Here is a 12,423-nt window from a genome sequence, read left to right on the forward strand (position 1 = left end):
CGAGTCAGGTTGGGTAGACGGGGAGTTCGGGGCCTTCCTGCAACCACACAAGTGTGGTCGGCACGGTGAACTCCCACGGGCTGCCCTCGGGCAACGCGCCGGCCAGGTCGTCGGTCTGCGCCCGCACCTCGTCGGCGACCGACTTGTACAGCGGGTCGTCGATGGTTGGCGGCTCGCCGCCGAGCCAGACCCGGTCGGCCAGCCGAGGGCTGCTGCGAGCCAGGAAGTACGCGACCGCCAGGTTGTATGCGGGCGACACCGGGACCACCACCCTGGCCGCGCCTGCCTGCTTGAACTGGGCGAACAACGGGTCGATGTCGGAGCGGTTGCTGGCCTCGGTCCACTTGGTCTTGCGGCCCCAGAAGTACGGATAGAACAGGTAGGTCATCTGCGGCCAGTCGAAGGCCTGTTCGAAGAACTGGATGATCGGGCCCTCTGCCAACGCCTCGTACACGTCGACCTCGGGCAGCTTCGCCGGGGCGTCCGCCGGGTCCGTCATCGCGTTGTAGCCGCTGAGGTGGCTGCCGGTCATCATGGTGACACACAGCTTCTTCAGCTCGGTGCGCTCGATCTCCCGATTGGTGGCCGGGTTGCGGCCCTGGATCACCACGGCCCCCTCCTGCGCGCCGGCCTGTGCCACCTTCTGGTCGTACGCCGTCTTCATGGCCAGGTAGGCCGTGCTGATCTTCTCGAAGGTCTTGTTCTGCCAGTCCTGCAGGTGCGCGGCGTTCCGGTAGCAGTTGATGCCAACGTTGACCGAGTACGCGTTGATGTCGTACCCGATGCAGCTGACCGCCATGGGCCCTGTCGGGTTGTCGAAGGTCTCCGCGGACTGCGCCCATCCCAGGGTGTGCACTCCGCCCTCCTTGACCGCGGTGCTGACGACGAGTTCGGCGGCGTCATCACCGATTTGGATCGAGAACCGTGGCCCGCCGACCACGTAGATCAGCGACACGTTGGCGATGTAGTAGATCATGGTGTAACCGTCCGGCACGACCAGGTCCTTGAGCATCTTCGATACGGTCTTGCCGTTGTCGACGCCACTCTGCTCGAACGACGTCGCCGCGTACGTCCATTCCAGCGGCGGTGTGGTGATTCCCTGGGCGTTGTAGCGGCTGGCGAACATCTGGTAGTTCGACTCGTTGAGGTCGGCGGCGGTCAGCGGCTGGTTCTTGGCGTTGACGAGCGGTATCGGCGGCTCAGCGCCCACCACGGTCTTCGGCCGCAGCTGCGAGGCGAGCCAATAGGCCGCCGGCTGCGGCACGATGAACTCCAGCATCAGCCGCCGGCCGTAGTTGTAGACCTGCGCCCGGTAGCGCTTGTCCACCCAGCGGTAGACGCCGGTGATGTGCGCGGTGCCCTGGGCGTTGTCGACGCCGTGGGTATTGGTCTCCTCGACCTCGTGGAAGGTCTTGGTGGTGCGCTCGGTCTTCACCTTCTTCTGAATCTTCGTGACGGAGCGGTCGACCACATCGCGGGCGAAGTTCGAGCTGCTTCTGGTCGACTCCTGCTTGGATGTCGCGTAGGCGAAGTCGCCGTGCGCGGTGGTGACGACCGGCCCGAAGGCGGCGGTCACCGTCACTCCGGCCTGCACGCTCATGTCCTCCTTGACGGTCTGGTCCGCCTCCTTCTTCAGCTCGAACCGGTCGGTGGACTGCTGGTCACGCTCGGTCTCGTTCACCTCCTCCGACGACTCGAAGTACGTGGACTCGACCCGGTCGAGCATGCGGTGCACCCGCTCGCGGTGCTCGCCCTTGAGCACGTTCTCTATGTGTGCCACTTCTCCCGGGGCGTACCCGAGCAGGGTCTGCTTGACCACCTTCAGGTCGCCGACGCCCAGTGGCCGGATCCGGCCGCTGACATCCACGTCGGGGCTGGTGCCCGGGTCGGGGTCGGCATCGAAGATCCCGAGGAGGTCCAGGCCCGGCGCGATGGTGCCCACGTCGTGCAGATCGAGCGTGCCCGACAGCGCTCGGAACTCGCGCCGCAGCGCCGGGTCGTCACGCAGAGCGTCCACCCTCCGCAGCAGCGTGCTCAGGTGCGTTTGAGCGGTCGCGGTCGCCGTCGGCACCGCGGTGGCCTCCCCGATCCGTAGACGGGCCGAGACGCTCCGCGCTTCCTCGGACAGGTCGCCCTCGAATATCCGCGCCATGCTCGCCACGCGTCCCAGCGTGATCCGGTTGCGGAACACGTCGCCGTGCTGGGTCGGCTCCTCCGACAGCACCCGCTCGCGGATTGGCGCGGCGTTCGCCCGTACGGCGTCCAGCAGTGTGCGGGTCGCCGCGACCTCCCGCAGAAGCGCGCGGACCGGCTCGTCGGACACCTCGGCGTGCCCTGCCACCGAGGCGGAGCCGCGCCAGCGTGTGGCCTCGGGCGCCTCGACGACCGCGAGCTCCGCGGGCACAACCGGAGTGGCGCCCAGCGCGGTCACCGCGTCGGCGGCGGTGGTTGCCGCGTCGGCGCGCCACAGTGCGGCGAAGTGCAGTGCCCGCAGCGCCGCCGTCGGCGTCTCCAGGTCGGGTCCGGCCGCCGGGCCCTGACGATACGCCCGGTACAGCGCGTCCCAAGCCGTCCCGGCCAGCTCAGCGGCATCGCGGTCGGCCAAGGCGAGCACGTCACGCAGCTCCGCGTCCGCGTCGCCCAGCGGGTCGCCGCCGGGCTGCGCGCCGAAGCGGTCGGCCAGCGCGCGGGCCGCTTCGGCCAGCGCGGCCAGCCGCGCGTCCTGGTGCCGCGTGGACTCGTCATCATCGTGGCCGGCGAGCGATCCGCCGCCGAGGGCTCTGCGCTGGTCGGTGATCAAGCCGAGGGCCGCCTCACGTTGCCCGACCAGTTGCGGCGGACGTACGGCGACGAACTTGAAGGCATCGACGGTCTGACTGTCTGGCATAGGTCCGTTGTAGGACCTCGCGACGCGTGCGCACAGTGTCTGTCGGATAGCGGCCTCGCCGAGCCGACAACGGGGCGAGGTCACCACTGCGTGAGCCGTCTACCAACCACTCGGCGAACAGCTCGCGGACGCAGGTGTGGTGAGGCAGCCCTTCTTCAGATCACTCGTGTCGTCCAGGATCAGCACCCCGCCCGTTTCGCCGAGCGCGTCCACCGCATAGCCGCGCACACCATCGCGAACCGCGCCGGCGTCCCAGACCCTCTCACCCAACAGCCGCTGCATGGCATGCGGCGAGCCGTCACCGGCATCTCCGCCACCTGCCAACACGACCGTGTGTCCACATCGGACTATAAGCCGAGCAAGAGCGCCCGCGCCTGCCGACGCGGCTTCACCCGGCCGAACCGTCCAGCGATCGCCGCGAACCCGGTGTCGAACTCGGCCAGCCACCCTTCGGCGTCTACGCTGCGCCCAGCGGCCACCACAAGATTTTCAGTTGTCTCCACAAACCGACGATGATCACGTGGCGGCCGTTCCCGTGCCCGCAGACGCGCCGAACAGCCCAACCCAGCCTGGCTTCATAACGAACCCATAGCGGCCACCACGCTAGCGGGCGGCCTTGTCACGGATGGGTCGCACGTGCCGGAAGGCGACCAGCAGGGCGGCGGCGAGGCCAGCCACCAGCAGGATCCTTATCACGGTGAACAGCACCGTGTCGCCCGTGGAGTGGGGCGGGAAGATGTCCTTGACGAGCCAGCCGAGGCCCATCCCCAGCCCCAGGAAGGCGTGCATCGCGGCCCGCAGGCGTGGGACGGGCTGCGGGCGGCCGAAGATCCGGGGCACCTCCGTGCCGCCACGGCTCCTGGCGAGCAGCACGGCGGCGACGGCCAGGTTGGCCGCGGCGGCCACGATGGCCAAGACCAGGTCCACGGATCCCATGGGGCCACACGCTATCGCACGGATGCCCGCGGCCGGGATCAGCTGAAATCTACCTAACGATCCCAGGCTGTCGTACTAATTCGGAACGTATTCAAGTTTCATAAGGTGATAGGCGATCGCATACCCTCTGACAGAATCCACCATCACCTTGGTTCGCACTTGTGGTCGAATACCTGCACGACCACATGATCTACCGCTGGCCGCGCCGGCATTCTGACTCCCACGAAGCCATACGGGCTTGTCGCACACTCTGTGCGACAAGCCCGCCGCAGTCCAGATACCTTTACGCTCTACACTACCTAAAAAGTGTCGATTCGGCGCAACCGTAACAAGGAGATCTTCCATTGAAGCCCGAATATAGCGATGATCGATCACCGAATTGGATTAAGAGCAGTCGCAGCACGTTGACCCAAGAGTGTGTTGAGGTGACCAGAAGCCGAGATCACCACCTGGTCAGGGATTCAAAAGACCCCGGGGGTCCGATTCTCACTTTCCACCATTCATCCTGGAGGGTATTTGTTTCTAACGTCCGCAGCGGTTTATGAAACCGCAGACACGCACACTCCGGGCAGCCCGGCCGCAGGTGGCTTCCTCATCAGTTCGACTGACCATCAGTTAGCAACGACGCACTCTCCGCCAATCGGCGGGAGCGCAGGGATCTTCGAAGTGGCGGACGAACCCGGTTTCCTACCAAAACTGGTGGACTCACCGGCACTCCCAGGCGTCAGGGCCTGCCGAAAAACCGCCTCCCTGCTGGCTGTAGTAGAATTCCAATTGCCATCCCTGCCGCTACACCAACAGTAAGCAGATGGCGCGAGCTACGCGATAATTGTCGTTCTGGACTTGGAACGGCAACCGCAACGCCGCGCCCCGCAGGGGCTTCCGCAGCACCCCGGTCAGCATTGTGGCACTCCTCGGAGAGGATTGCATAGAACCGTTTCCGTCGTCGCGAGCTAAGGTATGAACCCCCGTTAATCTTCCACCATTCGCGAGCTATCCCTGACTCGAAAAGGCGCCTCGCCACAGTATGCAGGGTATTCTCGTTCATCTCGCCGAGATCCCACACCATCGCCCAGTGGCCGACAAACAGATTCGCATAGACCTTCAACACTGCATCGGGATCGCCAGTCGCGGCCGATCCATCAACGTAGAGGAACTGAGGATTCTCGAGTGCCAACTTCACGATGTCAAACTGCCTTTGTCGAATCAGGTGAACTTGACTGATTCTATTTAGATTGTTTTGGATTAGCAAGGATATTGAGACGCCAACGAGGGCAAGGCCGGAAAGCACAGCCGACGTGCCCCCGTATGCCTGACCGATATTCGAGAGGTCACTCCACTGGACCGAGAGGTCCGCCATCCAGGCCATCGCCACGGGAGAAAGTGCAATTAGGCCCATCGAAGCTATCGCCGCCAGTGAGATGAACGCCTTCCGGCACCATGATGGCCAGGTCTGAAAGCTCGACATACCACTCTCCGATAGTTTCGCACTCGGCTACCCTCTTAGCCAGCATGGACTGGCCGCGCAAGTACGTCGATGCGAGAGATTGCCGCAGTCGTTCTGCCTGGAGAGTCGGATACTGCCAGGTGCCTCAGCCTGCGGTCAGGCATGGAGTAGCCGACGGCTACCGCCAGGACTGCCGCGCGGTCTTGCCTCCATAGCGGTGAGCAGGCTCTGAGGGGTCGGCACCTATGGACATAATGGTACTTTTGTCAACGGCAACAGAACCTCGGCCCGGTACCCATTGTTGCGTGTCGTGCGTGCTGCCGAGAAGAACTCATTGCGGGATGAAAACCGTTGTGGTGATACTTCTACGCCTGCGCCTATTGCAGCTCAGAGGGTGGCAGCGCTGGGTGTTCGAGCCAGAACCGACGAGGTGACGCTGACGTTGCGGGCGGCATGCGGGCCGACCACAGCGCAAGTCGCCACACGCGGCGGTTGCCCGATCAGGTCGAGCGGTCAGGAAGCCTGAGTCGACAGTCGGCGTGCCGGCCGTTGGTCCTGAGACGGATGTCGTCAGGCGCTGCACATGGCACCTGATCACAGATATGCCTCCGCCTGCGCCAAAACGTCCACTGCGCGGCCGTGCTGCCGTCCCCCTGACGAGGTCGACGGAACGGCGTCGTGACGGCGGAGTACGCGAGAGGCCGGGGCCGGCCCACGTACCGCGAACTAGGTAGTTCTTGCCGATGTGTAGCGGTTGCCGTCTTGGCACGATCGCATCTGCCGGGTGTGGATCTAGCGGCTCGCTCTCCTGCCCGGCGATCCGATGGTCAGTGACCGCAGAGAGGCTTCACGATGGAGAACATTACGGACACCGATGAGGCCGGCATTGACGTGTCGGCCCCGGTGGTCAGCCGCCACAGCGTCACGGTGACCGCGTCGGCGGAAGACGTGTGGCGGATCCTCACCGACATCGACGCATGGACAACCTGGCTGCCAGAGATCCCGTACGCACGCGTGGAAACACCCGGTCCGCTCGCCCCGGGCTCCGTGTTCCGCTGGTCGGCCGCGGGCATGGAGATCGAGTCGACGATCGTTCAGGTACGGCCGCGGGAACGCCTCGTGTGGCGGGGATACGGTGACGGACCGGACGGGGTCCTCGGTGTCCACGTCTGGGCGCTCACTCCGGCCGGCGACGGGGTGGAGGTGTCGACCGAGGAGTCCTTCGCGGGCCCGCCTGTCGATGCCGCCCCTGGGCCTTTCCAGGAGGGCCTCGACACGACCCTCGCCAGGTGGCTGGAACGACTCAAGGGCACCGCCGAGGCGGGGGCCGCCTCGTGAAGAATCGTGTGTTTGCCGTCGCGGCGGCAGTGGTCGTGGCCGGCCTCGTGGGCACCGCAGGTGCGCCGGCTCGGGCCGAGGCCAGGCGCGATGTCGGCGCCGACCGCGCGACGGTGCGATGTGCGGGAAGGACTGTCGACACCGCGGCGAAGATTCGCTATCGGACGGAGACGACGATCGACGCTCCGCTACGGACCGTCTGGAGGTTGCAGACGGACGTGGAACGCTGGCCGTCGTGGCAGAAGCCCGTTTTGTCCAGCAAGCGGCTCGATCGTGGCCCACTGCGTCCCGGTTCGTCGTTCCGGTGGACGACACCGGTCCTCGAGACCGCGCTGAATCCCGCCACGACCCTCGTCGTCACGTCCACCGTCCGGCAGCTTCAGCACCAGAGGTGCCTTCGGTGGGACGGCCCGGCGATCGGTGCGGGGCTGCGCATCGACGAGGGGGTGCACGTGTGGACGTTCACCGAGATCGGCGGCCGGGTTCTCGTGCGTACCGAGGAGACGTGGCGCGGTGACCAGGTGGAGCAGGACGTCGCCTTCTCCACCGAGGCTCTCGGAGGGGGCCTGGAGACGTGGCTGACGGAGCTGAAGACGCGTGCCGAACGGGAGTGTGATCGGGCCCTGGCGCTGACGTGACCCAGGGGCCCCGTCGGTCTCGTACCGGCGGGGCCCTTTCCTCGCTCGGTCGGCCCGGCTCCGTCAGCGGAGTAGTTCTCGTAGCTGCCGGCGTGAGGTGATGCCCAGTTTGCGGTAGAGGTTGCGCAGGTGGGCGTCGATCGTTCGCGGGCTGACGAACAGCAGCGCGGCGACTTCCCTGGTGCCTGCGCCGGAGGCGACCTTGCGGGCGACGAGTAGCTCGCGGGCGGTCAGCCCCGCGAGCGGATCGGCGTCGTCGGCCAGGGTCGGCTCGCCGATGGCATCCAGTTCGCGGGCCGCGCGGCCGGCGAACCCGCGCGCGCCGATGGTGGAGAGCAGTTCGTGCGCGGCGCGCAGCTCCACCCGCGCCTCGGCGCGGCGGCCGACCCGTCGCAGCCACTGCCCGTAGAGCAGTCGGGCACGCGCGTAGTGAACTCGCATCCTGCTCCCGGCGAACCTGCTGATCGCGGCACGGTAGTGGTCCTGCGCGCCGAGCCCCGGGTCGAGCAGCGCACTCGCCAGTAGATGCGCACCGGTCGTCCACGCGTTCGGGTTGACCCGTGCGACATCCCCGATCCATTTGGCCGATTCCTTGGCTTCTTCGGGACGTCCGACGTACGCGGCGGCTTCGACCAGCTCGTGGTGGAAGACGGAGGCGGCGTACGCCCCGCGCCGGTGCTGGTCCCGTACGAGCAGCAACGCGTCGATCGCGGCCTCATGGTCGCCGCTGCCGTTGCACAAGACGCCGATCGAGTAGTGCAGCGCGGTGGGTTTCACCCCCACCCAGTCGCGCAGCTTCTCCCGGATCTCGCGGAACCGTTCGACGTCCCCGCTCCACGCGGCAAGCATCAGGTCGGACCCGACGAGGTTTGACGTCCCGGCGGCCTCGTCGACCGCACGCGCCTCGATGATGCAGACCTGCGCGTCGGCGAAGCGACCCACGATCGTCCGGGCGACCGCCTGGAAGCGCAACGCATGGGGAAGGATCGCGTAGGCCCCCTGCGCCCGGGCGAGTTCCACCTGACGGTCGACGATCTGCTCCATGGCATCGCTGTCGCCGATGTCGACGCTCAACACGCAGGCACGTTCCATCCACCACGGATCCGCGTCGGAGGTGCGGGCGTGGTCCCGGAAGGCGTCGACCGTGCGCCGCATCATGGGCATCGCCTCGTCCACCGGGCGGAGGTGCTGCTCGACCAACGCCTGCAGCAGCAGGTCGACCGGACGTGGCGGCTGACGCTGGGGTACCCGTTCCCGGATGTGCAGGGCGAGCCGCCGTAACCTCCCCGGCTCGTCGACGCTGAACATGAGCGACGCGAACGCCTCCAGGTAGGTCTCGCGGACCTCGTCGGGCCCCACGCCGTCGGCCGCGTCGATGAGCGCGATCGTCGCCGGGATGCTGCGCGCCACGTGATAGTCGATCGTGGCGCGCAGCAGTCGCGCGGCGTGGCGGTCGGCGGGGTCCGGGTGGAGACGCTCGGCCTCGTCCACCAACTCCCGAGCGGCAGATGGTGCCCCCGAGCCCAACCGCGCCCGGGCCGCGGCCAGCAGCCGGCGGGCCTGCCGCGACCGGCCGGGTGTCAGTCGGGCCGCGCGCTCGAGGAACGCGGCCATGGCCGCGAGCCCGCCGCGGCGCTGAGCCCGCCCGGCCGAACGCTCCAGCTCGGCCGCGGTCTCCTCATCCGGGCCGGTGATCGCGTTCGCCTGGTGCCAGGCGCGACGGTCGGGATCGACGTCGACGTCCGTACCGGCGGCGAGCGACGCGTGTGCCTGCCGTCGCGCCCCGGCGCCAGTCGACAGGTACACCGCGGAACGCGCCAACGGATGCCGGAAGTACACCCGGGGCCCGGTCACCAAGAGGCCGCTGTCCTCGGCCGCGGCCAGGTCCACGGCGTCCAGCCCCTGGATCGCCATCGCGCGGCGCAGCAGAACGAGGTCGCCTGTCGGCTCCGCCGCGGCCAGCGCCAGAACCGAGCGCGTGGGTGCTGGCAGTCGCAGGAACCGACTCACGAACCGGTGTTCCACCGCGCGGTGGCCGGCGTCCCCGGGTAGCCCGAACGGTCCGGCGTCGCGGGCGAACTCCACCAGGGCGAGCGGGTTGCCGGCCGCTTCGGCGAGGATCCGTTGCACGATCGCCGCTTCGTGGCCGAATGGTGCCCGATACCGCAGCAGGGTGAGGGATTCCGAATCGGTGAGCCCGGTGAGAGTGAGGACGGGCAGGCGACCGAGCCCCGACACCGAGGCGGCGTCACGGCCAGCGAACACCGAGGCGGCGTCACGGCCAGCGAACACCATGGCGACCCGCTCCGCCGCAACGCGTGCCGCGACGAAGGCCAGTACCTCCCGCGAGCCGGCGTCGATCCACTGCACGTCGTCGACCGCGCAGAACACCGGCCTGCGCCGCCCTACGGCACTCAGCAGGCCGAGAACGGCAAGGCCGACAAGCATCGGGGTCGGCGTTGCCCCGGCCCGCAGCCCGAACACCGCGTCGAGCGCGCTCCGCTGCGGCACGGGGAGCCCAGCGCGGTGGTCGAGCACGGGCGCGCACAACTGGTGCAGCGCCGAATAGGGCAGCTCGCTCTCGAACTCGACACCACCGGCCCGCAGCACCCGCCATCCGTCGAGCCGCGAAGCGGCCGCACCGATGAGCGTCGACTTGCCGATCCCCGCATCACCGAGAACGAGCATCGCCCCGCCACGGCCCCGCGCCGCGGCTGCCGTCACCGAGGCGATCTCGCCCAACTCCGCCTCGCGAGCGACGAACAATCCCGACCCGATATCTGTCATCAGCTTCTGCGTGTCGCCGGACGAATGGTGCCCTCCGGTTGTTCGGCCCCCGCCGATGGTATCCAGAGCAGCGCACCGACCGGGACGGGCGCCGGGTCCGGTGCCGGCGCTCCTACGAGGGCAACTCGAACAGTTCCAGCTGGATGCCGTCGGGGTCACGGAGGTAGAGAATCTTCGTTCCGGTCAGCGCCCCCGCTTCGACGCCATCGCCGTCCTGGAGCACGACCGGGTCGGCGTTGACGTGCACGCCCCGCCGCACCAGGTCGCGGTGCGCCGAGTCGAGGTCGTCGACCTCAAAACACAGGTGCATCACCCCGACGTCAGAGTTGCGCCCGGTGAAGGGCCTCGGCTGCGGGCTGTCGTACTGGATGAGTTCCAGCAGGACGTTCTCGCCGGCCAACGCGAAGGAGGCCCGCATCGACGCGTTCTCGACCTCGACAACCGCGCCGATCGCCGGGTTCGTCGCCGCGATCGTCACGCCGTTCGGCGCGATGCCGAGGACGTCCTCGTACCACCTCACCGACCGCGCCAAATCGCTGACCGGCACTCCGATGTGATGCATCCTGGTCACTTTGCTCATGATCCCCATCCTGAAGGGCTGAGCCGGCACTGTGGAAGGCACAGATCTTCCGCGTACCGCTGGTACCACCCAGCTCCAAGGAGGACCGATGGCGGATCATGGGTTCATGAATGACCTCGGAGCCGCGCTGCGGGCCTGGCGGGATCGCACGGACCCGGCCGCGGTCGGTCTCCCGAACGCATCACCTCGCCGCGTCGTCGGGCTACGACGCGGCGAGCTGGCAGCACTGGCCGGCATCTCCCCCGAATACGTGGCACGCCTCGAACAGGGCCGGGCCGCCACGCCATCGGCGCAGGTGTGCACCTCCCTGGCCCGCGCGCTACGACTCTCCGACGACGAGGAGGCGCACCTGATGCGCCTTGCCGGCTTCGCCGCGGCCCCGGACCGCATGCCCCACCTGATCCCCGGCAGCCTGCACCGCGTCATCGACCTCCTCGACGACACCCCGGTGGCCGTCTACGACGCCGCGTGGCGGCTGCTGCACTGGAACCGGCTGTTCGGGGCCGTCTTCGGCGACCCCACGGGCGCCATCGCCGACGATCGCAACGCCCTGATCGTCCAGTTCGAGTCCCGAAACCCCCGAGTCCGCCAGACCGACACCGAGCGCGCCTACTTCGAGCAGTCGTTGGTGGCCGACCTGCGCGCGACAAGCGCCCGCTATCCGAACGATCCCGACGTGGCAGCACTGATCTCGCGGATGGCCGGGAACGACAGGTTCTGCCGCCTCTGGGCCCTCGGCGCGGTGGCCCCTCACGAGAGCGCGCACAAGACCGCCGTGCACCCGGACGTGGGCGCCATCCCGCTGGACGCCAACGTTTTGACCACCCAGAACACCGACCTGCGCCTCGTGGTCCTCACGCCTCGGCCCGACACCGCCGCTCGCGAGAAGCTGGACCGACTGGGTTGACGACACCTCCAATCTGGACGGGGACGCCGCGCCGGTAGGTATCTCCCACCTGACGGCCGCCGGCCCGGGGCAGCGGGCGGCCCGGCCCGTCACTACGGTGCGGAGGATGGACAGTTCCGATCCACTGGTGGCCGGCATTGTGCACCAGGCGCCCGGCTCGACCGTACGGTTGCGCCCGGTGGCCGAGGACGACCTGGTGATGTTGCGCCGGTTCGCGGTCGAACCCGGGCTGATCGGGCTCGACTGGGCCGGCTTCCGGGACGCGGCCGCGCCGGCCCGCCGCTTCGCCGAGGACGGCTATCTCGGCGAGCGGACTGGCGGCCTGGTCGTGCAGGTCGAGTCGGCGGCGGATGCCCGGGCGGGCTACCTCAGCTATCTCCAGGGCCAGTACGGTGGGCGGGCGCCCTACTGGGAGATCGGCATCGTGCTGCTGCCCGAGTGGCGCGGCCAGGGCATCGGCTGGCGGGCCCAGGCGCTGCTCTGCGACTACCTGTTCAGCCACACCCCGGCGCAGCGCATCCAGGCCAGCACCCATGCCGAGAACGCCGCCGAGCAGCGATCGCTGGAGAAGGCCGGCTTCCAACTGGAGGGGGTCGTGCGGGCCTGCGAGTTCCGGGCCGGCGCCTGGCGCGACGGGTGGCTCTACAGCCGGCTGCGCGACGACCCGTCACCGCTGTGACCGAACGGCCCGGCGTCCTACCGGGTGGGGTCGAGCCTGCGGAAGATGTCTGCGGCAGCAACCCGTCGGATCTACCGCAAGCGCAACGTCGTGGAACGCTGCTTCAACCGGCTCGAACAGTGGCGCGACCTGGCCACCCGATACGCCAAACGCGCATCCCTCTACCAGGCCAGCCTGGTGCTCATCGCAGCCGTTATCTGGCTTCCATGATCGACCGGACAGGC

General features: G+C 68.0%; 12 protein-coding genes. 6 read left to right on the forward strand and 6 right to left on the reverse strand.

What is annotated here, in order from left to right:
- Positions 1-4 precede the first annotated feature (4 nt).
- The 3 genes from ACGFH8_RS02585 to ACGFH8_RS02595 all read right to left on the reverse strand — a co-directional run bounded on the left by ACGFH8_RS02585 (position 5) and on the right by ACGFH8_RS02595 (position 3,823).
- Positions 5-2,887, reverse strand: a complete 2,883-nt coding sequence (locus ACGFH8_RS02585; protein WP_393362325.1) for a hypothetical protein — start codon at positions 2,885-2,887, stop codon at positions 5-7.
- Positions 2,888-2,986: 99 nt separating this feature from the next.
- Complete coding sequence (locus ACGFH8_RS02590; protein WP_393362328.1) at positions 2,987-3,157, reverse strand: hypothetical protein; 171 nt, start codon at positions 3,155-3,157, stop codon at positions 2,987-2,989.
- A gap of 333 nt (positions 3,158-3,490) precedes the next feature.
- A complete protein-coding gene (locus ACGFH8_RS02595; protein WP_393362331.1) occupies positions 3,491-3,823 on the reverse strand; it encodes a hypothetical protein in 333 nt (110 codons plus the stop codon).
- A gap of 344 nt (positions 3,824-4,167) precedes the next feature.
- On the opposite strand from ACGFH8_RS02595, the gene ACGFH8_RS02600 reads away from it, so the two are divergent.
- Positions 4,168-4,368 carry a DUF397 domain-containing protein gene (locus ACGFH8_RS02600; protein ID WP_393362333.1) on the forward strand — a complete coding sequence of 67 codons (201 nt, stop codon included), beginning with the start codon at positions 4,168-4,170 and terminating at the stop codon, positions 4,366-4,368.
- Positions 4,369-4,547: 179 nt separating this feature from the next.
- Here the strand turns inward: ACGFH8_RS02600 and ACGFH8_RS02605 are convergent, their stop codons facing one another.
- Entirely contained in the window at positions 4,548-5,291 is a 744-nt protein-coding gene (locus ACGFH8_RS02605) for a DUF6082 family protein (RefSeq protein WP_393362336.1), read from the reverse strand.
- Between the two features lie 831 nt (positions 5,292-6,122).
- Here ACGFH8_RS02605 and ACGFH8_RS02610 point away from each other — a divergent pair.
- Together ACGFH8_RS02610 and ACGFH8_RS02615 are read left to right on the forward strand one after the other, a co-directional pair.
- The gene (locus ACGFH8_RS02610) at positions 6,123-6,608 is read left to right on the forward strand and encodes an SRPBCC family protein (RefSeq protein ID WP_393362339.1); all 486 of its coding nucleotides are present in this window, start codon (positions 6,123-6,125) and stop codon (positions 6,606-6,608) included.
- Entirely contained in the window at positions 6,605-7,246 is a 642-nt protein-coding gene (locus tag ACGFH8_RS02615) for an SRPBCC family protein (RefSeq protein ID WP_393362342.1), read from the forward strand. The genes ACGFH8_RS02610 and ACGFH8_RS02615 overlap by 4 nt, the downstream gene beginning before the upstream one ends.
- 63 nt (positions 7,247-7,309) lie before the next feature.
- Here the strand turns inward: ACGFH8_RS02615 and ACGFH8_RS02620 are convergent, their stop codons facing one another.
- Positions 7,310-10,192, reverse strand: coding sequence for an AAA family ATPase (locus ACGFH8_RS02620; protein WP_393362345.1), 2,883 nt, complete (start codon positions 10,190-10,192; stop codon positions 7,310-7,312).
- Positions 10,146-10,595 (reverse strand): VOC family protein, encoded by a 450-nt coding sequence (locus ACGFH8_RS02625; RefSeq protein ID WP_393364434.1) that lies wholly within the window; start codon positions 10,593-10,595, stop codon positions 10,146-10,148. Before ACGFH8_RS02625 ends, ACGFH8_RS02620 begins: the two co-directional genes overlap by 47 nt.
- A gap of 124 nt (positions 10,596-10,719) precedes the next feature.
- Between ACGFH8_RS02625 and ACGFH8_RS02630 the strand changes: the two genes are divergently transcribed.
- The 3 genes from ACGFH8_RS02630 (at position 10,720) to ACGFH8_RS02640 (ending at position 12,409) form a co-directional block, all read left to right on the forward strand.
- Positions 10,720-11,520 (forward strand): helix-turn-helix transcriptional regulator, encoded by an 801-nt coding sequence (locus ACGFH8_RS02630; protein WP_393362348.1) that lies wholly within the window; start codon positions 10,720-10,722, stop codon positions 11,518-11,520.
- Positions 11,521-11,626: 106 nt separating this feature from the next.
- Positions 11,627-12,199 (forward strand): GNAT family N-acetyltransferase, encoded by a 573-nt coding sequence (locus ACGFH8_RS02635; RefSeq protein ID WP_393362351.1) that lies wholly within the window; start codon positions 11,627-11,629, stop codon positions 12,197-12,199.
- A 24-nt stretch (positions 12,200-12,223) separates the two neighbouring features.
- Positions 12,224-12,409, forward strand: coding sequence for a transposase (locus ACGFH8_RS02640; protein ID WP_393362354.1), 186 nt, complete (start codon positions 12,224-12,226; stop codon positions 12,407-12,409).
- Positions 12,410-12,423: the final 14 nt, after the last annotated feature.

Origin of the sequence: Micromonospora sp. NPDC049175 (assembly GCF_043197345.1) — a bacterium.
Lineage (GTDB): Bacteria > Actinomycetota > Actinomycetes > Mycobacteriales > Micromonosporaceae > Micromonospora.